15 protein-coding genes and 1 riboswitch are annotated in these 21,037 nt (G+C 70.9%); of the genes, 8 read left to right on the top strand and 7 right to left on the bottom strand.

The genetic code is table 11. From position 1 onward, the window contains the following. Window positions 1–11: 11 nt before the first annotated feature. Both ACWDZ7_RS01150 and ACWDZ7_RS01145 read right to left on the bottom strand, forming a co-directional pair. Window positions 12–671, bottom strand: coding sequence for a hypothetical protein (locus ACWDZ7_RS01150; protein ID WP_451793853.1), 660 nt, complete (start codon window positions 669–671; stop codon window positions 12–14). Window positions 672–705: 34 nt separating this feature from the next. Beyond that, entirely contained in the window at window positions 706–1,785 is a 1,080-nt protein-coding gene (locus ACWDZ7_RS01145; protein WP_451793852.1) for an NlpC/P60 family protein, read from the bottom strand. Window positions 1,786–2,130: 345 nt separating this feature from the next. On the opposite strand from ACWDZ7_RS01145, the gene ACWDZ7_RS01140 reads away from it, so the two are divergent. Continuing rightward, on the top strand, window positions 2,131–2,484 hold the full coding sequence (locus ACWDZ7_RS01140; RefSeq protein WP_451793851.1) for a hypothetical protein: 354 nt from the start codon (window positions 2,131–2,133) through the stop codon (window positions 2,482–2,484). A 98-nt stretch (window positions 2,485–2,582) separates the two neighbouring features. Here ACWDZ7_RS01140 and ACWDZ7_RS01135 read toward each other — a convergent pair whose 3' ends face one another. Further along, window positions 2,583–3,791, bottom strand: coding sequence for an NlpC/P60 family protein (locus ACWDZ7_RS01135; RefSeq protein WP_451793850.1), 1,209 nt, complete (start codon window positions 3,789–3,791; stop codon window positions 2,583–2,585). Window positions 3,792–3,799: 8 nt separating this feature from the next. Beyond that, window positions 3,800–3,955, bottom strand: a riboswitch (cyclic di-AMP (ydaO/yuaA leader). A gap of 229 nt (window positions 3,956–4,184) precedes the next feature. Between ACWDZ7_RS01135 and pcrA the strand changes: the two genes are divergently transcribed. Continuing rightward, window positions 4,185–6,737, top strand: a complete 2,553-nt coding sequence (pcrA, locus tag ACWDZ7_RS01130) for a DNA helicase PcrA (protein WP_451793849.1) — start codon at window positions 4,185–4,187, stop codon at window positions 6,735–6,737. Between the two features lie 22 nt (window positions 6,738–6,759). Here pcrA and ACWDZ7_RS01125 read toward each other — a convergent pair whose 3' ends face one another. Beyond that, window positions 6,760–8,211 carry a M23 family metallopeptidase gene (locus tag ACWDZ7_RS01125; RefSeq protein ID WP_451793848.1) on the bottom strand — a complete coding sequence of 484 codons (1,452 nt, stop codon included), beginning with the start codon at window positions 8,209–8,211 and terminating at the stop codon, window positions 6,760–6,762. A gap of 216 nt (window positions 8,212–8,427) precedes the next feature. Further along, window positions 8,428–9,228: a lipase family alpha/beta hydrolase gene (locus ACWDZ7_RS01120; protein WP_451794147.1), complete on the bottom strand. Its 801-nt coding sequence runs from the start codon at window positions 9,226–9,228 to the stop codon at window positions 8,428–8,430. Between the two features lie 627 nt (window positions 9,229–9,855). Between ACWDZ7_RS01120 and ACWDZ7_RS01115 the strand changes: the two genes are divergently transcribed. Continuing rightward, a complete protein-coding gene (locus ACWDZ7_RS01115; protein ID WP_451514846.1) occupies window positions 9,856–10,272 on the top strand; it encodes a cobalamin B12-binding domain-containing protein in 417 nt (138 codons plus the stop codon). Window positions 10,273–10,373: 101 nt separating this feature from the next. Here ACWDZ7_RS01115 and ACWDZ7_RS01110 read toward each other — a convergent pair whose 3' ends face one another. Together ACWDZ7_RS01110 and ACWDZ7_RS01105 are read right to left on the bottom strand one after the other, a co-directional pair. Then, a complete protein-coding gene (locus ACWDZ7_RS01110) occupies window positions 10,374–12,053 on the bottom strand; it encodes a DUF5691 domain-containing protein (protein ID WP_451793847.1) in 1,680 nt (559 codons plus the stop codon). Window positions 12,054–12,124: 71 nt separating this feature from the next. Next, a complete protein-coding gene (locus ACWDZ7_RS01105; protein ID WP_451793846.1) occupies window positions 12,125–13,474 on the bottom strand; it encodes an SWIM zinc finger family protein in 1,350 nt (449 codons plus the stop codon). A gap of 153 nt (window positions 13,475–13,627) precedes the next feature. Between ACWDZ7_RS01105 and ACWDZ7_RS01100 the strand changes: the two genes are divergently transcribed. From ACWDZ7_RS01100 to sucD, 5 genes are all read left to right on the top strand, one after another. Beyond that, entirely contained in the window at window positions 13,628–14,776 is a 1,149-nt protein-coding gene (locus ACWDZ7_RS01100) for an ATP-binding protein (protein WP_451514848.1), read from the top strand. Beyond that, window positions 14,773–17,295 (top strand): DUF5682 family protein, encoded by a 2,523-nt coding sequence (locus tag ACWDZ7_RS01095; protein WP_451793844.1) that lies wholly within the window; start codon window positions 14,773–14,775, stop codon window positions 17,293–17,295. The genes ACWDZ7_RS01100 and ACWDZ7_RS01095 overlap by 4 nt, the downstream gene beginning before the upstream one ends. Before the next feature lie 142 nt (window positions 17,296–17,437). After that, a complete protein-coding gene (locus ACWDZ7_RS01090; RefSeq protein WP_451794146.1) occupies window positions 17,438–18,589 on the top strand; it encodes a VWA domain-containing protein in 1,152 nt (383 codons plus the stop codon). 359 nt (window positions 18,590–18,948) lie between these two features. After that, a complete protein-coding gene (gene sucC, locus ACWDZ7_RS01085) occupies window positions 18,949–20,127 on the top strand; it encodes an ADP-forming succinate--CoA ligase subunit beta (protein ID WP_451793842.1) in 1,179 nt (392 codons plus the stop codon). Window positions 20,128–20,148: 21 nt separating this feature from the next. Next, complete coding sequence (gene sucD, locus ACWDZ7_RS01080; protein WP_451793840.1) at window positions 20,149–21,033, top strand: succinate--CoA ligase subunit alpha; 885 nt, start codon at window positions 20,149–20,151, stop codon at window positions 21,031–21,033. Window positions 21,034–21,037: the final 4 nt, after the last annotated feature.

Below are 21,037 nucleotides of genomic sequence, written 5' to 3'. Positions count from 1 at the left end.
CCCGGCCCAACTCAGGGCTTCGCGGACATGGCCTCGTGCTGGGTGCCGCCACGCGCCGGTGCTGGGCGCAGCTTCCGCAGTGCCCAGCGGTAGTGGCTGATGGCCTTCGTGGCGCCCATGAGGCCCGTCAGCCACACGATGAGGCCCGCGCCCATGCCGAGGGCGACGTCGGCGTATGTGTCGCGGCCCGGTTCGGCGTACGCCGCCGCGGAGAAGGACGTCCAGAGGCCGAGCGCGCACACGGCGAGGGAGGACAGGAGCCACAGGAGGCTGAGGCCGGGGGAGCGCAGCCGGGCGTCGGACGCCGGGTGGCTGTCGAATGCGAGCCAGGTGTCCGAGAGTTCGCGTATCCGCCGGTCGCGGCGGACGCTGAGGGCGACGCCGACGACCGCCGGGCCCAGCGCCGCGAGGCCGAGGATCGCGAGGACCGGGCCGAGGATGAGCCCCGTGGCGTCCTTGTCCTCGATGAGCCGGAGCGGCTGGACCAGCAGCACCCAGCCGATGACGCCGCCGAACCCGCACAGCCACAGGAAGAGGAGTCGGTGGACTCCTAGGTGTCGCCTCTGGAGTTCGTGGAGGGCCAGGCCGCGGTCGGTGAGCATTGTCTGCCGGTCCGGCCAGGTGCGCAGATGCAGGGGAGGAGGAGGCGGCGGCAACGTACGGCTGGGCATGGACCCGACAGTACTGGGGGGGTGGCGGGGCTGTTCACACCACCCGAGTCGCGCCCGCGAACGGCATCTGGTCGATCGGTGCGAGCCGTACCGGGGCGCTCGGGTTGGGGGCGTGGATCATCTGGCCGTTGCCCACGTAGATGCCGACGTGACTGATACCTGAGTAGAAGAACACCAGGTCACCGGGGCGTAGCGCGGAGCGTGGGACCCGCTTGCCCGCGGTGATCTGGGCGTAGGTGGTGCGCGGCAGCGAGACGCCCGCGGAGCGGTACGCGGCCTGCGTCAGCCCCGAGCAGTCGAAGGCGTTCGGGCCCGTCGCGCCCCATACGTAGGGGCTGCCGAGCGCTTTGTAGGCGTAGGAAACGGCGGTCGCGGCGCGGGCGTTCGGAGCCTTGGCCGGGGCGCCGGACAGAGAGGCGCCGGACAGGGAGGCACCGGGCAGAGGGGCGCGGGCGTCCGAGCGGGTGGTCCGGTCCGCGTCGTCGCCGGCGAACTCCGCGCGTTGTTCGTCAGTGAGCCGGGACAGCAGCCGCTCGGCCTCGGCCAGTTTTCCGGTGGCGGTCTTCTTGTGCTTCCTCAGCTCCGCCTGGCGCGAGCGCAGGGCGGACAGGCGCTCATCGGCCTCCGCGCGCAGCTGGTCGATCTCCTGGAGCTTCCTGTGTACGCCGCTGACGGCCGCGGCCTGGCGGCTGCCGGCTCGGTCGGCGAGCGAGGCGCGGTCCAGGAACTGCTCGGGGTCCGAGGAGAGCGCGAGCTGCACGGAGGGGTCGATGCCGCCCGCGCGGTACTGCGCGGCGGCGTACGAACCGAGGCTTTGACGGACGGAATTGAGCTTCTCCGTCTTGCGGGTCGCCTCGTCGCGCAGCGCGCCGAGTGATGTCGCGGCCTTCGCGGCCTTCTCCTTCGCGCCGTTGTACTTCTCGGTGGCGATCTCCGCCTCGCGGTGGAGCGAGTCGACCTTGGACTTCACCTCGGCGGGGCTGAGCCGGGGGTCCGCGTGCCCCGAACCGTCGAAGGCGGTCACCGAGGCGGCTCCGGCGATGGCGAGGGTGACGGCGGTACGGGCCGTGTGGCCGCTGAGCGAGCGCTGCCTGGGCTTGCGGTGCGCTGCCACGAAGGGGGCTCCTTAGCTGTCCGGCGACGGCCCGCACAGGGGGAGCGGGCCGCCGCCGGCTTCCTCGGCGGTGGTGTCCGACTGCCGCCCTGGGCGGGACGGCGGTGGGGAGCCGGTCACCTGGTGAAGGACGCTAAACCTGGCCGTCACGGGTCGGCGACGGCTTGTGCGCAACCGACGGAAGTGGGTGAACTGGTGACCGACCGTGTCCGTCCTGATCGCGGGGTGATGCCCTCATCGCGGATGGCTGTGACCAATGCGGCGCTTGCGCCCCACCTGCCCATCGAGAGGTGGTACGGGCCCGCCTGCGGGGAGCGGTAAGGGCCCCGGCTAGGCTCCGGCCTCATGGACGTACTCATCCATCTCTTCGTCGCTCTGCACATCATCGGCATCGCCTCCCTCCTGGGTGGCTTCCTGACCCAGATGAAGCAGATGGGCCAGGGCGCCGCCCGCTTCAGCCCCGCGATGCTGCACGGCGCGCTGATCATGCTTGTCACCGGTGTGGCCCTGGTGGGCCTCAACCAGGCGGACGACAACGCGGTCAACAACCTGAAGATCGGCATCAAGATGGCCGTGCTGATCGTGATCCTCGCGCTGGTCTATGTGAAGCGGGACGAGGAGAAGGTCGACAAGGGCATGTTCGGCGCGGTGGGCCTGCTGACCACGGTGAACATCTTCATCGCCGTGCTGTGGACCTGATCCCGCGAACGACCCTCTACGCGCGCGTGGCCCGCACTCTCTCGGGAGTACGGGCCACGCGCGCGTAGAGGGTGCTTCGTAGAGGCTGCTTTTCGTGGCTACGCCGGGCGCACCACGCTGTGGATCGGCATGTAGTAGATCGACTCGACGCGGACGTTGGCGCCCGGTTTCGGGGCGTGGATCATTTTGCCGTCGCCGATGTAGATCCCTACGTGACTGATGTCGTCGTAGAAGAACACCAGGTCACCGGGTTGGGCAGCGGCGGTCTTCACGGTCGTGCCGACCTTCACCTGATCCCATGTGGTGCGCGGCAGGGAGATTCCCGCGGCCTTCCACGCGTCCTGGGTGAGCCCGGAGCAGTCATAGGAGTCGGGTCCCGTGGCACCCCAGACGTACGGCTTGCCGATCTGGGCCTCCGCGAAGTCGATCACCTTCGCGGCCTTGGTGGCGTAACTGCCGTCGGTGCTCCCGGACCCGGACCCGGACCCGGACCCGACGCCCGAGCCTTGGCCCTCGTCCTGCCCCTGGTCCCGCCCCTGCTCCCGCCCTTGATCCTGCTCCTTCTGCGCCGCCTCTTCCGCCTTGCGCTTGCGCTCCGCCTCGGCGGCCTCCTTGCGGGCCAGCTCCTCGGCCTTGCGCTTGGCCTCCCGCTCCTTCTTCCGCTCGATCGCGGCGAGGCGCGCCTTCTCCTCGGCGGTCAGCTCCGAAAGCAGCTCGCGCGCCTCGCCCAGCTTCGTCTGGACGGTCCGTTTGCTCGTCCTCAGGTCGTCCCGGGAGTCGCTCAGCGTCTTGAGGCTCTTCGCCGCCTTCGTGCGCTGCTTCGTCGCCGACGCCTGCTCCGCCTGGTAGTCGTCGACGGCCTTCTTCTGCCGCGCGGTCAGCCGGTCCGCCAGGTGGTTCTGGTCGAAGTAGCCCTGCGGGTCGTTGGCCAGCATCATCGTGGCCGTCTGGGAGGCGGCGCCGGTGCGGTACTGCGCGGCGGCGAAGGAGCCGAGCCGCTGGCGCGCCTCGTTCAGCTTGTCCGCGCGCTTGGCCACGTCGTCGAGCAGGCGGTCGGCCTTCTTGCGCTGCTTCTCGGTCTTCTCCTTGGCCGAGTTGTACTTCTGAGTGGCCACGCCCGCCTGGTGGTAGAGGTCGTCGACCTTCTTCCGCACCTCTTCGAGGCTGGGCTTCGTCGGCGCGGAGGGGGCTGCCTGCGCGCTCTGCGACAGGAGCGCCACGGAGGTCAGGGCCGCCGTCGTGATGCCGACGGCGGGGGCGGTGCGAATTCCGGCTGTCCGGGTCCGCGGCTTGCGGTGCGACGCCAAGGGAGGCGACTCCTTCCGTAGACCGCCTACCGGGTTAGCTGTCGGGTTCGGGCGGGTGGTTCGGAAGGTTGCCCTACGGTCCCGTACTGCGTACGGGACCGATTCACCCCAAGTTCTCGGTGGGTCCCCGGCTCCGAACGCGTCGGACTCGGCGGAGGCCACCCGCTCCCGGCGAGGTTCGCCGGCGGGGGACGAGCAGCCCGCGCTGCACGCTAGCCAACTTGTGCGACGCGTGTGAAGGTTGCTGTTCGATATGCCCGATACGTTTTCGTGACTTTACGAGGCTCAAGGCGTCGGCCGGCAGCGGTGTGGCGGAGTGTGACCGGACGCCCAGCAGAAGGTGGCCGGAACCCGGAGCGGGTTGTCAGTGGGGCCGCCTAGACTCGGGAGGCGATGAGCAGCCTCTTTGATGACAGCTTCCTGGCGGACCTGCAGCCTTCCCGGGCCGCGGACGAAGAACCCCCGCCGCCGCCCGAGGACAGCGCTCCGGAACCGGTTCCGGACGACTTGTTCAGCGGGAAGTTCGACGTGCCCATGACCCGGGACTCGCACTACCGCGACGGTGCCCCGCGCCCGGTCATCGACCCGGCGACACTCCTCGAGGGGCTGAACGAGAACCAGCGCGCGGCCGTCGTGCACGCGGGCTCGCCGCTGCTCATCGTCGCCGGCGCCGGCTCCGGCAAGACCCGCGTCCTGACCCACCGCATCGCGTACCTCCTCGCCGAGCGCGGTGTGCACCCCGGTCAGATCCTCGCGATCACCTTCACGAACAAGGCCGCGGGCGAGATGAAGGAGCGCGTCGAGCATCTCGTGGGCCCCCGGGCCAACGCGATGTGGGTGTCCACCTTCCACAGCGCCTGCGTCCGCATCCTGCGCCGCGAGTACAAGAAGCTGGGCTTCACGTCCTCCTTCTCGATCTACGACGCAGCGGACTCCAAGCGTCTGATGGCCCTGGTCTGCCGCGACCTGGACATCGACCCGAAGAAGTTCCCGCCGAAGTCGTTCAGCGCCAAGATCTCGAACCTGAAGAACGAGCTGATCGACGAGGAGGACTTCGCGGCTCAGGCCGCCGACGGTTTCGAGAAGACCCTCGCCCAGGCCTACGCCATGTACCAGTCGCGTCTGCGCGAGGCGAACGCGCTGGACTTTGACGACCTGATCATGACGACGGTCCACCTCCTGCGCGCCTTCCCGGACGTCGCCGAGCACTACCGCCGCCGCTTCCGGCACGTCATGGTCGACGAGTACCAGGACACGAACCACGCGCAGTACGCCCTCGTGCGCGAGCTGGTCGGCCCCTCCGGAGGCGAGGGCCGTAACCCCGGCGACCCCGCCGAACCCGCCGAGCTGTGCGTGGTGGGTGACGCGGACCAGTCGATCTACGCCTTCCGCGGCGCCACCATTCGGAACATCCTCCAGTTCGAGGAGGACTACACCGACGCGACGACGATCCTCCTGGAGCAGAACTACCGCTCCACGCAGACGATCTTGACGGCGGCGAACGCGGTCATCGAGCGCAACGAAAGCCGCCGACCGAAGAACCTGTGGACCAACCAGGGCGCCGGCGCCCGCATCATCGGCTACGTGGCGGACACCGAGCACGACGAGGCGCAGTTCGTCGCCGACGAGATCGACCGGCTCACGGACGCGGGCGACGCGAAGGCCGGCGACGTCGCGATCTTCTACCGCACGAACGCGCAGTCCCGTGTCTTCGAAGAGATCTTCATCCGCGTCGGCCTGCCCTACAAGGTCGTCGGCGGCGTGCGCTTCTACGAGCGCAAGGAGGTCCGCGATGTGCTGGCCTACCTGCGCGTTCTCGCCAACCCCGAGGACGCGGTCCCGCTGCGGCGCATCCTCAACGTGCCCAAGAGGGGCATCGGCGACCGCGCCGAGGCGATGATCGACGCGCTCTCCCAGCGCGAGAAGATCTCCTTCCCGCAGGCGCTGCGCCGCGTCGACGAGGCGTATGGAATGGCGGCCCGCTCCACCAACGCCGTCAAGCGCTTCAACACGCTCATGGAGGAGCTGCGGACCATCGTCGAGTCCGGCGCGGGCCCGGCCGTCATCCTGGAGGCCGTGCTCGAACGGACCGGCTACCTCGCCGAGTTGCAGGCGTCGACCGACCCGCAGGACGAGACCCGCATCGAGAACCTCCAGGAACTCGCCGCCGTGGCGCTTGAATTCGAGCAGGAGAACGCCCGAGCGGAAGGCGCCCAGACGGAGGATGCCCAGGCAGAGGGCGTCCAGGCGGAAGGCGGTCAGGCGGAAGGCGACGAGGGGGCCGCCCCCGCCGGCACGCTCTCCGACTTCCTGGAGCGCGTCGCGCTCGTCGCCGACTCCGACCAGATTCCGGATGAGGAGGACGACGGCTCCGGAGTCATCACCCTCATGACGCTGCACACCGCCAAGGGCCTCGAATTCCCCGTGGTGTTCCTGACCGGCATGGAGGACGGCGTCTTCCCGCACATGCGCTCCCTCGGGCAGGCCAAGGAGCTGGAGGAGGAGCGCCGCCTTGCCTACGTGGGCATCACACGCGCGCGTGAGCGGCTCTATCTGACGCGCTCCTCGATGCGCAGTGCCTGGGGTCAGCCCTCGTACAACCCGCCGTCGCGCTTCCTCGAAGAGATTCCGGATGCGCATCTGGACTGGAAGCGGAAGGGTTCCGTCGGCGCCCTCGCGTCGTCCGGTCCCGCCGGGGGCATCGCCTCGTCGCTGTCCTCCTCGCGCTCGCGCGCCGGCGGCGCCCAGGGCTTCGCGACCCGCCGCGCCTCGGAGAAGCCGGTGGTCTCACTGGCGGTCGGGGACCGGGTCACGCACGACCAGTTCGGCCTCGGGACCGTGGTCGGGGTCAAGGGGACGGGCGCCAACACCGAAGCGACGGTGGACTTCGGCGAGCCCAAGCCGAAGCGGCTGCTGCTGCGGTACGCGCCGGTGGAGAAGCTGTAACCCGCGGGGCGGCGGCCGGGGGTTACGTCGGGTCGAGGCCGTGGCTGCGCAGCCACGGCAGCGGGTCGATCGCCGAGCCGCCGCTGGGGCGCACCTCGAAGTGCAGGTGCGGTCCCGTGGAGTTGCCGGAGTTTCCGGAGAAGGCGATGGCCTCGCCCGCCTTCACGGGGCCGTTGGAGATCTTGTGCGTGGAGAGGTGGCAGTACCACGTCTCCGTGCCGTCCTTGGCGGTCACGATCGCCATGTTGCCGTAGGCGCTGTTCCACTTCGTGGACACGGTGCCGTCGGTCGCGGCGAGGACCTCCGTGCCGTACGACACGGGGAAGTCGATGCCGGAGTGCGCCGACATCCAGTTGACGCCGGCCTGGCCGTAGTACGCGCTCAGGCCGTGCTGCTTCACCGGCAGGGCGAACTTGGGGCGGAGCCGCTCCTTGCGCGCCGCCTCCGCGGCGGCCTTCTTCTCGGCGGCCACCTTCTCGGCCTTCAGGTCGATGCGCTCCTGCGTGCGGCTCGCGCGGTCCGCGAAATCGCCCGCGTCCGCGGAGAGGTTCGCCAGCTGGGTGTCCAGCTTGTTGTTGGCGGTGGAAGGTTTCACGGACGTGGTGTCCGGGGCCGAGGCCGTCGTCTCCTTCTCGCCGTCCCCGCCGAAGCTGGCCACGGAGGCGGCGGCCACCCCGGCGACGCCCATCACACAGGCCGAGGGCACGGCGACGGTGAGCAGGGCGGAGCGCTTGGCGGGAGTACGGCGACGGGTCCTGGAGCGGCCCCCGCCGGATCCGCCGCTCCTGCCGCGAGGGGCGCGGGGAGTGAAGGCCGAGGCGTCTGAGGAGTCTGCGCTGTCCGAGACGTCCGAGGTCGGCGGCTCGGGCGCCGCGATGTCGTACGGCTCAGTGATCTCGTACGGCTCATCGATCTCGTACGAGGTCTCGGCGGAGACCTCGTACTGCTGCTCGGTGACGGCGGAATTCCACGCCGTGGTGTCGTACGCGCCGGTGTCGAAGGTCTGTGTCTCCCACTGGCCGGTCTCGGGCGACTGGTTCCAAGCCGTGGCGTCCCACTGGCCCGTGCTGTCGGGGCCGGGCTGTGACGGGATGTCGGCGAGGTGCTGATAGGCGCCGGCCGGCCAGACGGAGCTGGTGTCGTGGCTGCCCGTGTCGTACGGGGCGGCCTGGGACTGCGCGGCGTACGCGTCGTAGTCGAGCGTCTGCTGCTGGGTGACCGTGGCGGTCGCCCACTGGCCCGTGCCGTAGTCGGGGCCGGGCATGTTGCCGAAGAGCGGGTCGGTGGCGAACGTACCGGTGTCGAAGCTTCCGGTGGCGATGGCTCCGGTGTCGAACGTGCCGGTGGAGTAGGTGTCATAGCCGTAGCCGCCGTGCTCGGCGCCTTGCTGGTCGTACGTCGCGTAGTGCGCGTAGTCGGCGCCGGGTGCCGAGGACTGGGGAGTCGAGCTCCCCGACGGGTGACGGTCGTTCACCAACTTCTCTTTCGCCTCGGCAGCAGGGGCAGAGCAGTGCGGCGACTGTACCCGGCGGTATACGGGCGGGACAATCTTCGGCAGGTTTCATGGTTTCAGGAAAAGGGCATTCGGCCGTGTTTCGGCGGACTGCGGGCACAGCTTTGGCCCTGCGTTCGAGTTTCGTTCGAATGCAGGGTTCCGTTTTTGGGTCCGAGGCTCGATGAGCTGCCGTGCTCAGGCGACCGTGAGTCCGCCCGCCGCACCCTTGGCGTCGGTTCCTGGATGGGCCAGGTCGAGCGCCTGGCGGATGCCGCTCGCGACCGCCGGATGCACCGGCAGCGCGAGATGGCCGATTCCGGTTACCCGGACGTTCTGCGCGGTCAGGTCGGGGTGATCGAGACAGGCCGTTTCCAGCGGGACCATGATCTGGTCCAGATCGCTCCAGAAACTCACGAACTGCGTGCGGCAGTGCGGCGCCGGTTCCTTCAGCTCCGCGATCACGTCGGAGCCCGGGCGCATCTGCCGCACGATCGGGTGCGCGTCCGCGAGCGGTGCGACACGGGTGCCGGCGTGCGGTGTGCCGAGCGTGACCAGCGTGCGTACGCGTACGTCGCCGCCGAGGCGCTGGGCGTAATAGCGGGCGATCAGGCCGCCGAGGCTGTGCCCGACGATGTCCACCCGGCCGTGGCCCGTGCGCTCGCAGAGCTCCTCCACGTGGCGGCCGAGCAGCTCGGCGGCGGTGCGGATGTCGCAGGTCAGCGGCGAGTAGTTGAGCGACTCGACGCGGCGACCGCCGTGCTGGGACAGAGCGCGGCGAAGCAGCACGAAGACGGAGCGGTTGTCTATGAAGCCGTGCAGGAGGAGAACCGGAGGCCTGCTGTCCGGCGGGAGGCGCGGGGCGTCGGGGGGTGGCTGCAAGGGGGCCGCCCTGCGTTCCTGGGTGATGCCGGAGGGATAGAGGAGGAGGTGGCCCGCGAGGATCGCCGCTTCCAGGGCGGTCGCTTTCAGGAGGGCCACGGAGAGGCGACCCGCCATCTTGGCGGGGATCGCGGGGATCGCGGGGAGCTTGGGGAGACCGGGGAGCGCGTGCAGTGCGGGCAACGCGGCCAGCGCGTTCAGCGCCGGTAGTCCAGGCAGTCTCAGCAGCCCCGTCAGTCCGGTCAGCCTGGACGGCACAGGCAGTTTTGGCAGCCGAAAGCTGCTGGGGCGAAAGGGGCGGGCCCCTGTGACGTGCATCGTCGACCTCCCGACCGGCGCACGGGAGGACGGCTCCGTCCCCCGTGTGCCCTAGGGGGAGTCGTGAGCAAGGAGTCGGCTGTGCGACGGCGCGCTGTGCCGCCGTGGTGTGGCGGTTCCGTGCCCCCCGTTGCGTCGCCGATACGGCCGTACCACCATGCCGTGCGGCTGACGGCTTGGTGGTACGGCGATCTCGATGCGGCTCCCCTCGCGCCCGGTCCGGATGCGGAGCGTGAACCCCTGGGTAGTGGCCGGCGCGCAGCGAACGTGTCCCAACGTGTGATTTCCCCCTCCCTCTCCACCGCGAAACTGCCGCTTGCGGGATGCTGGAGATAACGTTCGTTCACTTCCCCGGCCGGTGCGGTGCGGGGTATCTGTGCTTGGACAGATGGATGTCGGTACGGATATCGGTACATGGAGGCAGTGATGGGTGTGGCAGCCGGGCCGATCCGCGTGGTGGTCGCCAAGCCGGGGCTCGACGGGCACGATCGTGGGGCCAAGGTGATCGCGCGGGCGTTGCGTGACGCCGGTATGGAGGTCATCTACACCGGGCTGCACCAGACGCCCGAGCAGGTGGTGGACACCGCGATCCAGGAGGACGCCGACGCGATCGGTCTCTCCATCCTGTCCGGGGCGCACAACACGCTGTTCGCGCGGGTGATCGAGCTCCTGAAGGAGCGGGACGCCCAGGACATCCTGGTGTTCGGCGGCGGCATCATTCCGGAGGCGGACATCGCGCCGCTGAAGGAGAAGGGCGTCGCGGAGATCTTCACGCCGGGGGCCACCACGACTTCGATCGTGGAGTGGGTACGGGCCAACGTGCAGCAGCCTGCCGGAGCCTGATCCGGCGAGGGCGCCTCGGATCGGCGTTCCGGTGGTCATGGGCAGGCGTTCTGCCGGCCTTGGTGTCGGTCGCGCCCTCGGATCGTCGCGGGGCGCGGCCCTCACGCCTCTCTTGAGGCTGCCGGCCGATGGTGTGTTTGCCCCTCGGGGGCCGGGTGCGGGAGTTCGTCGCGTATGGACGCGCGTAGGCGCAGGGTGGTGACCAGGCGTTGGAACGCCTCCGACCAGTAGCTGCCCGCCCCGGGTGACGCGTCCTCCGGCTCGTCGGGGATCGCGGTGAGCGCCTCCAGGCGGACCGCCTCCGCGGGGTCGAGGCAGCGCTCCGCCAGGCCCATGACTCCGCTGAAGCTCCAGGGGTAACTGCCCGCGTCCCGCGCGATGTTCAGGGCGTCGACGACCGCGCGGCCCAAGGGCTCGGCCCAGGGGACCGCGCACACGCCGAGCAGCTGGAACGCCTCGGACAGGCCGTGCGAGGCGATGAAACCGGCGACCCACTCCGCCCGCTCCGGTGCGGGCAGCGAGGCGAGCAGCTTGGCGCGTTCGGCGAGGGATACGGCTCCGGGGCCCGCGGCGTCCGGGGACGCGGGCGTGCCGAGCAGGGCCCTGGACCAGGTCGCGTCCCGCTGTCGTACGGCCGCACGGCACCACGCGGCGTGCAGCTCGCCGCGCCAGTCGTCGGCCACCGGGAGCGCCACTATCTCGGCCGGGGTGCGGTTGCCGAGCCGGGTCTGCCAGGTGCCCAGCGGGGCCGCCTCGACCAGTTGGCCGAGCCACCAGGAGCGCTCGCCGCGGCCGGTGGGGGGTTTGGGGGCGACGCCGTCCCGTTCCATGCCCGCGTCGCACTCGTGCGGGGCCTCGACTGTGAGGGTCGGTGTGCTCGCTACGTGGTCCACGGCCACGCAGGAAGCCGCCCGGGCCGCCATCCGCCCGGCCAGCGCCGAGTCGGGGAGCGCGGAGAGCAGCTCCGCCGCGGTGGAGCGGACGTTGCGGCTGCGGTCGGTGAGGGCCTGTTCCAGGAACGGCTCGTCCACGGCGGACAGGCCGGTGCGCAGCGAGTCGAGGAACATCAGACGGTCCTCGGCCCGTTCCGTCGTCCAGGTCGTGGCGAGCAGTTCGCGGGCGGCGTGGGCGTCCCGCGCGCGGAGCGTGGTGAGGAGTGCGACGCGCTCGGCGAAGAGGCCCTCTTCCCAGAGTTGTCGGACCGCAGGTGTGTCGTCGGTGGGAGGCAGCGCGACGCCGCCTCCCGGGGTGGCGCGGAGTGCGAACTTCCAGTCCGGGTTGAGGCGGGCCAGCCACAGGGCTCTGGGGCCCGCGAAGGTGAGCGCCTGGGGGCGCAGGTCCGTGCGGCCGCGTGCCGCGTTGAGGAGGGCGGGCAGCAGCTCGGGTGGCGCGCCGTACCCCCGGGTGTTGGCCAGGGCCAGCCATTGCGGGAGGAGTTCCATCAGGTCCGGTGTCGCACCCCGTCTGCCGCCGCTGCCGGTGCCGGGCTGGTCGGTGAGCAGCGTGGCGAGCCTGCGCCGGGCCGCGGGAGGCACCGGTGGCCTGGAGTCCTGCGCGGCGGGCTCGGGCGGGGCGGCGGCCGGTGCCGGGCGCAGTCCCGCCCTGCGGCGGACCGTCTGCACCGCCGCCTCGTCCAGAAGGGCGATCGGTGCCTCCTTGCCGGGGGCGTGGAGGGCGGCCGGCAGTGCGCGGCGGTCGGTGCCGAGCAGGGCGGCCGTGACCAGCTCTTCCCAAGCGGCGTGCCCGGGAGCGGCCTTCGCCGGTGGCGGTGTGGCAGGCATCTGTTCCTCCTGGCGCTCGTTCGTCGGCTCCACATGGCATTCGGTCGTCGGCTCCGCACGGTGTTCGTTCGTCAGCACAGCGGCACCGTCTCTCCACCGCTCTGGGGCCAGGCCGCCAAGGGGGTGAAGCCCTGGTGGCCGCACTCGCCGAACACCGTCAGCGGTGCTCCTCCGGACAGGGCGATCAGCCGCCAGAGACCCGCCCCGGACGCGGCGTACGGTGCGATCGGGAGCGCCGAGCCGGCCCGTGCGTCGGCCAGTTGCCACGAGGTGTCGGCCTGGGTCGGTATGACGTCGGAGAGCGTCACCGGCCAGGACTCCAGCCAGGGGTCGTCGCGCAGCGCCTCGCCGTACCGGGCGGCGGCTTCCTCCGTACGTACGCCCGGTGGACGCTGTGTGGTGGGCACCGGGGCCGTGAACTGTTCGCCCAGATCCGCCCGCAGCTGCCGCGCGCCCGGATACCCGGCCAGCTCCGCGTCGAGCGCCAGGCCCACCGGCAGGGCGAGTGACGGAGCACGGCCCGCGGCCCCGTAGGAGAGGAGCAGTGCCGAGCGGTCGGATTCCGTGCCGTACAGCCATATACGGCGCGTGGTCAGTTTGCTGTCCGCGGTGTCGTACTGCGCGAGGACCAGCCAGCGGTCCCGCACCGGCGGGTCCTCGGGCTGGGCGGGCAGGCCGACGCGGGAACGCACCGTGGCGGCCAGCTCGGGCGGCAGCTGGTCGCGGTGGAGCCAGCCCTGGTCGAGGAGATGCAGCAGGGCGCACTCCTCCAGCAGACGCACCGGCCAGCCGGGCCCCGAGGACGGTATCGCCCCCAACTCCCTTACCCGCGCCGCAAGCCCGGGCGCCTGCGCGTCGACCATGCGGGCCGCCGTCTCCTCCCACAGGCCGTACCCCGTCTGTTCGGCGGAGGCCGTGCCGGAGCGCAGCAGGTCGGACAGGCGCTGTTCCAGCTCCGTCGCTCCCGCCGTGATCCGCTCGGCCCGCTTCTCCGCCCTCTTGCGCGCCGCCTCAGGGTCGGCCGACGCGGCGGGCGACGCCGGCGAACTCCACTTGTCCTCCGCTCTTTTGCGGCGGGATCCCAGCCAGTCCTCCGCCCATGCCGGTGGCTCCCCGTCCGGCACGGTGCCGTCTTCGCCCGCCCAGATCAGCAGCAGCCCGAGCGCGTGTTTGCACGGGAACTTGCGGCTCGGACAACTGCACTTGTAAGCCGGTCCCGCCGCGTCCGTGATATCCACAATCGTCTGATACGGCTTGCTGCCACTGCCCTTGCACAGCCCCCACACCGTCCCCTCGCCAGAACTGCCCGCCTCCGACCATGGGCCGGCGACACCGAGTTTGCTTCCCGCCTTGCGTGACGGGGCATCAGGCGCCAGTGCCAGCACCTGATCCGCCGTCCAGCGCACCCCCTGCTGAGTCATGTCTCGAAGGTAGGTCCCGCCACTGACAATCGGCCCCGGCGTGCATATTCGTGCAGGTCAGAGCCGTGCGGACGGCGATTGTCAGTGGCGTGGTGCACGGTGGAGACACATCCGGGCCAGACGTGTCCGGACGAGCTGGAGGGGGATCGCTCCATGACCGTTTCCGTCGACTCGACGACGTCCGCGACCGCGAATCCGTCCGCGTCCGCGCCCGCGGATCCGTCCGGGGCGCTGCGACCCCACGCCGAGCAGGCCTTCGCCGCCGAGCTGGCCGCGCTCGCCGCGCAGGACGACCGGCCGAGGCCGCAGCGGTGGAAGCTCTCGCCGTGGGCCGTGGCGACGTATCTGCTCGGCGGCACGCTGCCCGACGGCACCGTGATCACGCCGAAGTACGTGGGGCCGCGCCGCATCGTGGAGGTCGCCGTCACCACGCTCGCCACCGACCGCGCCCTGCTGCTGCTCGGCGTGCCCGGCACCGCCAAGACCTGGGTCTCGGAGCATCTCGCCGCCGCGGTCAGCGGGGACTCGACGCTGCTCGTGCAGGGCACGGCGGGCACGCCGGAGGAAGCGATCCGGTACGGGTGGAACTACGCCCGGCTCCTCGCGCACGGCCCGAGCCGCGACGCGCTCGTGCCCAGCCCCGTCATGCGGGCGATGGCCGAGGGGATGACGGCTCGCGTCGAGGAGCTGACCCGCATCCCGGCCGACGTGCAGGACACGCTGATCACGATCCTGTCGGAGAAGACCCTGCCCATCCCGGAACTCGGCCAGGAGGTACAGGCCGTGCGCGGCTTCAACCTCATCGCCACCGCCAACGACCGCGACCGCGGGGTCAACGACCTGTCGAGCGCCCTGCGCCGCCGCTTCAACACCGTCGTCCTGCCCCTGCCCGAGAGCGCCGACGCCGAGGTCGACATCGTCTCGCGCCGCGTCGACCAGATGGGCCGCTCCCTCGACCTGCCCGCCGGGCCCGAAGGCATCGACGAGATACGCCGTGTCGTGACCGTCTTCCGTGAGCTGCGCGGCGGCGTCACGGCCGACGGGCGTACGAAGGTGAAGTCGCCCAGCGGCACGCTCTCGACGGCCGAGGCGATCTCCGTCGTCACGAACGGGCTGGCGCTGGCGGCTCACTTCGGAGACGGGGTCCTGCGCCCCGGGGACGTCGCGGCCGGAATCCTCGGCGCCGTCGTGCGCGACCCGGCGGCGGACCGTGTGATCTGGCAGGAGTACCTGGAGACGGTCGTGCGTGAGCGTGACGGCTGGAAGGACTTCTACCGCGCGTGCCGCGAGGTGAGCGCATGACGGGGGCGGAGACTCGGACCTCGGCGAGGACCGGGGCGAGTACCTCGGCGAGGACCGTGAGCACCGCGGCGGGGACTGCGAGCACCTCGGTGAGGGCCGGGGGGACGCTGCTGCTGGGGGTGCGGCATCACGGGCCCGGGTCGGCCCGTGCGGTGCGGGCCGCGCTCGACGAGGGGCGGCCCGAGGTCGTCCTCGTCGAGGGGCCGCCCGAGGCCGACTCCTTGGTGGGGCTCGCCGCCGACGAGGCGATGCGGCCGCCGGTCGCGCTGCTCGCACACGTGGTGGACGAGCCGGGCCGCTCCGCCTTCTGGCCGCTCGCCGAGTTCTCTCCGGAGTGGGTGGCCCTCCGGTGGGCTGTCGGGCGTGGCGTGCCGGTGCGTTTCATCGACCTTCCGGCGGCGCATTCGCTGGCGCGGGCCGAGGAGCGGGCCGAGGAGCAGGCCGAGGAGCAGGCCGAGGAGCAGGCCGAGGGGGCCCTGGAGGATGCCGAAGGGACCCCCGAGGATGCGGAGGCCCTGCGGGTCGACCCCCTGGCCGTGCTCGCCGAGACCGCCGGATACGACGATCCCGAGCGCTGGTGGGAGGACGTCGTGGAGCACCGGGCGGTGGGCGGCGACGCGTTCGCGCCGTTCGAGGCGCTGAGTGACGCCATGGGGGCGCTGCGCGAGGTCTACGGGGACGGCGGGCACGGCCGCGACCTGGTGCGCGAGGCCCATATGCGGCTTCAGATCCGTGCCGCGCAGAAGGAGTTCGGGCCGGACCGGGTGGCCGTGGTGTGCGGGGCCTGGCATGTGCCCGCGCTGCGGCGCAGGGTCACCGTGGCCGCCGACCGGGCGTTGCTCAAGGGGCTCCCCAAGGTGAAGGCGGAGATGACGTGGGTCCCCTGGACACACCGCCGGCTCTCCCGGTCCAGTGGGTACGGAGCCGGGATCGCGTCCCCCGGCTGGTACGGCCATCTGTTCAGCGCCCCCGACCGGCCCGTCGAGCGCTGGATGACGAAGGTGGCGGGACTGTTGCGGGAGGAGGACAGGCTCGTCTCCTCCGCGCACGTCATCGAGGCGGTCCGGCTCGCCGACACGCTCGCCGCGATGCGGGGGCGGCCGTTGGCGGGGCTCACCGAGACGACCGACGCCGTGCGGGCGGTGATGTGCGAGGGCTCGGACGTGCCGCTCGCCCTCGTGCACGACAGGCTCGTGGTCGGGGATGTACTGGGGGAGGTTCCCGAGGCGGCGCCCGCGGTGCCGTTGCAGCGCGACCTCACGCGGCTCCAGCGCAAGCTGCGGCTGAAGCCGGAGGCCTTGGAGCGGGAGGTGGAGCTCGACCTCCGCAAGGAGACGGACGCGGCGCGCAGCACGCTGCTGCACCGCCTGCGGCTGCTCGGCATCGGCTGGGGCGAGCCGGCGCGGTCCCGGGGGAGCACGGGGACGTTCCGGGAGACCTGGCGGCTGCGCTGGGAGCCGGAGCTTTCCGTGCGGGTCGCCGAGGCGGGGGTGTGGGGGACCACGGTGCTGGGCGCGGCCACGGCCAAGGCGTCCGCCGACGCGGTCGGGGCGACCGCCCTCGGTGACGTCACCGCGCTCGCCGAGCGTTGCCTGCTGGCGGAGCTGCCGGAGGCGTTGCCCGTGGTGATGCGGGTGCTGGCGGATCGGGCGGCGCTGGACGCGGACGTCGGGCATCTGGCGCGGGCCCTGCCCGCGCTGGTGCGGTCGCTGCGGTACGGGGACGTGCGGGGGACGGACACGGGGGCTCTCGGTGAGGTCGCCCACGGGCTCGCCGAGCGGGTCTTCGTGGGGCTGCCGGGTGCCTGCGCCGGGCTCGACGCGGAGGCGGCCCTGGAGATGCGGGGTCACGTCGACGCGGTGCACCAGGCGGTGGGGCTCCTGGGGGAGTTCCGAGCGGCTCCCGCCAAGGACGCGCCGACGCCACCATCGCCGTCGCCCGGCAGCGCGGGCACGGCGGGATCGGCTTCCGCTCCCCAGGGGATCCGGGCCCGCTGGTCCTCCGTACTGCGCGTGCTCGCGCAGCGGGAAGCCGTGGTGGGGGTCGTGCGCGGCAGGTGTGTGCGGCTGCTGCTCGACGGCGGCGACCTGGCGGACGAGGAAGCCGCCCGGCTCATGGGCCTCGCGCTGTCCCGGGGGAGCGAGCCCGCCGAAGGGGCCGCGTGGATCGAGGGCTTCGTCGGGGGCGGTTCCGGGGGCGGAATGCTGCTCGTGCACGACGAGCGGCTGCTCGGCCTGGTGGACGACTGGCTGAGCGGGGTGTCGGGCGACGCCTTCATCGACGTACTGCCGCTGCTGCGGCGCACGTTCTCCGCGTACGAGCCGGGGGTGCGGTGGACGCTGGGTGAACTGGTGCGGCGCGGGACGGCGGGGGCGGGCGCCGCGGTGGGCGGGAGCGGACCGCCCGGTTTCGCCGAGGAGATCGACGCGGCCCGGGCGGATGCCGTGGTGCCGGTCGTGCGGCTGCTGCTGGGCACCGCGCGGACGGACGTCAAGGATCTTTTGGGGGTGCTGAGGTGACGGAGGAGTGGTTGCGGCGGCTTTCGTCCGGTGGGGAGGGCGTCGCCGGGTGCGCGGTCGCTGGCGTGCCGGGTGTGCGGCTGCTGCGTGGTGTCGTGCCGATGGCGAGTGACGGACTTGTGGGGGTGGTGAGGTGACCGGGATGGGTGAGGAGCGGTTGCGGCGGTGGAGGCTCGTACTGGGGGCGGAAGGGGCCGATGGGACGGGAGGGACGGGGTGTGTGCTTGCCGGGGAGGACGCGGCTATGGATGGGGCGCTCACCGCGTTGTATGGAACGGGGAGTGAGAAGGGTGGCCGGGGGCGGGACCGTTCGGCGGGGCTCGGGGGGTCCGCGCCGTCCGTGGCGCGCTGGCTCGGGGACATCCGGACGTACTTCCCCTCGTCCGTCGTCCAGGTCATGCAGCGCGACGCCATCGACCGGCTGGGGCTCTCCACGCTGCTCCTTGAGCCCGAGATGCTGGAGGCCGTCGAAGCCGACGTACACCTCGTGGGCACGCTGCTCTCCCTCAACAAGGCGATGCCGGAGACCACCAAGGAGACCGCGCGTGCCGTCGTACGCAAGGTCGTCGAGGACCTGGAGAAGCGGCTCGCGACGCGGACCCGTTCCACGCTCACCGGAGCACTCGACCGCAGCGCGCGCGTCAGCAGGCCCCGCCACCACGACATCGACTGGAACCGCACGATCGCGGTCAACCTCAAGAACTACCTGCCGGAGTACCGGACGATCGTCCCCGAGCGGCTCATCGGGTACGGGCGGGCCTCGCAGTCCGTGAAGAAGGAGGTCATCCTCTGCATCGACCAGTCGGGCTCGATGGCGGCGTCCGTCGTCTACGCCTCGGTGTTCGGTGCCGTGCTCGGCTCCATGCGCTCGCTCAACACACGGCTCGTCGTCTTCGACACCAACGTCGTGGATCTGACCGAGCAGCTCGACGACCCGGTGGACGTCCTCTTCGGCACGCAGTTGGGCGGCGGGACCGACATCAACCGCGCCCTCGCGTACTGCCAGTCGCAGATCACCCGGCCCGCCGACACCGTCGTCGTCCTCATCAGCGACCTCTACGAAGGCGGCATCCGTGACGAGATGCTGAAGCGGGTCGCGGCGATGAAGGCGTCCGGAGTGCAGTTCGTGACGCTGCTCGCGCTCTCCGACGAGGGGACGCCCGCGTACGACCGCGAGCACGCGGCGGCGCTCGCCGCGCTGGACGCGCCGGCCTTCGCCTGCACGCCGGACCTCTTCCCGGAGGTGATGGCCGCGGCGATCGAGAAGCGCCCGCTTCCGATACCTGAAGTCTGATGCGTGATGGGCGATGCGTGATGGGCGCTGCCTGTTCGCGGAGCAAGGGGGAGCAATCGCGGGAGCAAGGGGAGCAAACGGGCCGTGGTCGACGCGGTGGGGGCGGTCCGTTTGCCGTGGTGACCGTCACGCCGACGGCTGGATCTGTGACCGTCATCACCGCATAAATGTGATCTGCGATTTAGGGACCCAGGTCCCACGGCGATAACCTGCGAGACGGACATGCCGCGTACCGGACTCCGTCCTACGCCTCCCTTGTGACAGCGCAGTCACGTTGCCCTCCGCGGCACGCCCACGCAGACAGCTGACCACAAAGCAGCGAGATCGCAGCGAGATCACGGATTAAGGGACGGACGCGCGTGGACCTGTTCGAGTACCAGGCGAGGGACCTCTTCGCCAAGCACGGTGTACCGGTGCTGGCCGGTGAAGTCATCGACACGCCTGAGGCGGCGCGCGAGGCCACCGAGCGACTGGGTGGCAAGTCGGTCGTCAAGGCGCAGGTGAAGGTCGGTGGCCGCGGCAAGGCCGGCGGCGTGAAGCTGGCGGCGACCCCGGACGAGGCCGTCGCTCGCGCGACGGACATTCTCGGCATGGACATCAAGGGCCACACGGTCCACAAGGTGATGATCGCCGAGCTGTCCCCGGAGATCGAGGCGGAGTACTACGTCTCGTACCTCCTCGACCGCACCAACCGCACCTTCCTCGCCATGGCGTCGGTCCAGGGCGGCATGGACATCGAGGAGGTCGCGGAGAAGACCCCCGAGGCCCTCGCGAAGGTCCCGGTCGACTCCAACGACGGCGTCACCATCGAGAAGGCCCGCGAGATCGTGGCCCAGGCGAAGTTCCCGGCCGAGGTGGCCGAGGGTGTCGCCGAGGCCATGGTGACCCTGTGGGAGACCTTCGTCGCCGAGGACGCGCTCCTCGTCGAGGTCAACCCGCTGGTGAAGACCAAGGACGGCCGCATTCTGGCCCTGGACGGCAAGGTCTCGCTCGACGAGAACGCCGACTTCCGCCAGCCCGAGCACGAGGCGCTCGAGGACAAGGCCGCAGCCAACCCGCTCGAGGCTGCCGCCAAGGCCAAGAACCTCAACTACGTGAAGCTCGACGGCGAGGTCGGCATCATCGGTAACGGTGCCGGTCTGGTCATGTCGACCCTGGACGTCGTCGCGTACGCCGGTGAGGCGCACGGCGGCGTGAAGCCCGCCAACTTCCTCGACATCGGTGGCGGCGCCTCCGCCGAGGTCATGGCGAACGGCCTGGAGATCATCCTCGGCGACCCGGACGTCAAGTCCGTCTTCGTCAACGTCTTCGGCGGCATCACCGCCTGCGACGAGGTCGCCAACGGCATCGTGCAGGCCCTGGAGCTGCTTGCCTCCAAGGGCGAGAAGGTCGAGAAGCCGCTGGTCGTGCGTCTCGACGGCAACAACGCGGAGCTGGGTCGCAAGATCCTGTCCGACGCCAACCACCCGCTCGTACAGCGTGTGGACACCATGGACGGCGCGGCCGACAAGGCCGCCGAGCTCGCGGCCGCGAAGTAAGGGACGAGGGACAGAACAGCCATGGCTATCTTCCTCAACAAGGACAGCAAGGTCATCGTCCAGGGCATGACCGGTGCCACGGGCATGAAGCACACCAAGCTCATGCTGGGTGACGGCACGAACATCGTCGGCGGCGTGAACCCGCGCAAGGCCGGCCAGTCCGTCGACTTCGACGGCACGGAGGTACCGGTCTTCGGCACGGTCAAGGAGGCCATGGAGAAGACGGGCGCGAACGTCTCCGTCCTCTTCGTGCCGCCGGCCTTCTCCAAGGCCGCCGTCGTCGAGGCCATCGACGCCGAGATCCCTCTCGCGGTCGTCATCACCGAGGGCATCGCCGTCCACGACTCCGCCGCCTTCTGGGCGTACGCGAAGTCGAAGGGCAACAAGACCCGCATCATCGGCCCGAACTGCCCCGGTCTCATCACCCCGGGCCAGTCCAACGCCGGCATCATCCCGGGCGACATCACGAAGCCGGGCCGTATCGGCCTGGTCTCGAAGTCCGGCACGCTGACGTACCAGATGATGTACGAGCTGCGTGACATCGGCTTCTCCTCGGCCGTCGGCATCGGTGGCGACCCGGTCATCGGCACGACGCACATCGACGCCCTGGAGGCGTTCGAGGCCGACCCCGACACCGACCTGATCGTGATGATCGGTGAGATCGGCGGCGACGCCGAGGAGCGTGCGGCGGACTACATCAAGGCCAACGTGACGAAGCCGGTCGTCGGTTACGTCGCGGGCTTCACGGCGCCCGAGGGCAAGACGATGGGTCACGCGGGCGCCATCGTCTCCGGCTCCTCCGGCACCGCGCAGGCCAAGAAGGAGGCCCTTGAGGCCGCCGGCGTCAAGGTCGGCAAGACGCCGACCGAGACGGCGAAGCTGGCGAGGGCCATCCTGGCGGGTTGATCTG

Source organism: Streptomyces sp. NPDC003032, assembly GCF_053591415.1.
Note: the sequence above shows the minus strand (reverse complement) of the source record. Positions and strands in the feature narration are given on the sequence as shown.

Bases quoted from the DNA above. Each gene is read 5' to 3' on its own strand.
- ACWDZ7_RS01150 (WP_451793853.1), bottom strand. From the start codon at position 671: ATGCCCAGCCGTACGTTGCCGCCGCCTCCTCCTCCCCTGCATCTGCGC.
- ACWDZ7_RS01140 (WP_451793851.1), top strand. From the start codon at position 2,131: ATGGACGTACTCATCCATCTCTTCGTCGCTCTGCACATCATCGGCATC.
- pcrA (WP_451793849.1), top strand. From the start codon at position 4,185: ATGAGCAGCCTCTTTGATGACAGCTTCCTGGCGGACCTGCAGCCTTCC.
- ACWDZ7_RS01120 (WP_451794147.1), bottom strand. From the start codon at position 9,228: ATGGCGGGTCGCCTCTCCGTGGCCCTCCTGAAAGCGACCGCCCTGGAA.
- ACWDZ7_RS01115 (WP_451514846.1), top strand. From the start codon at position 9,856: ATGGGTGTGGCAGCCGGGCCGATCCGCGTGGTGGTCGCCAAGCCGGGG.
- ACWDZ7_RS01110 (WP_451793847.1), bottom strand. From the start codon at position 12,053: ATGCCTGCCACACCGCCACCGGCGAAGGCCGCTCCCGGGCACGCCGCT.
- ACWDZ7_RS01105 (WP_451793846.1), bottom strand. From the start codon at position 13,474: ATGACTCAGCAGGGGGTGCGCTGGACGGCGGATCAGGTGCTGGCACTG.
- ACWDZ7_RS01100 (WP_451514848.1), top strand. From the start codon at position 13,628: ATGACCGTTTCCGTCGACTCGACGACGTCCGCGACCGCGAATCCGTCC.
- ACWDZ7_RS01095 (WP_451793844.1), top strand. From the start codon at position 14,773: ATGACGGGGGCGGAGACTCGGACCTCGGCGAGGACCGGGGCGAGTACC.
- ACWDZ7_RS01090 (WP_451794146.1), top strand. From the start codon at position 17,438: ATGGGTGAGGAGCGGTTGCGGCGGTGGAGGCTCGTACTGGGGGCGGAA.
- sucD (WP_451793840.1), top strand. From the start codon at position 20,149: ATGGCTATCTTCCTCAACAAGGACAGCAAGGTCATCGTCCAGGGCATG.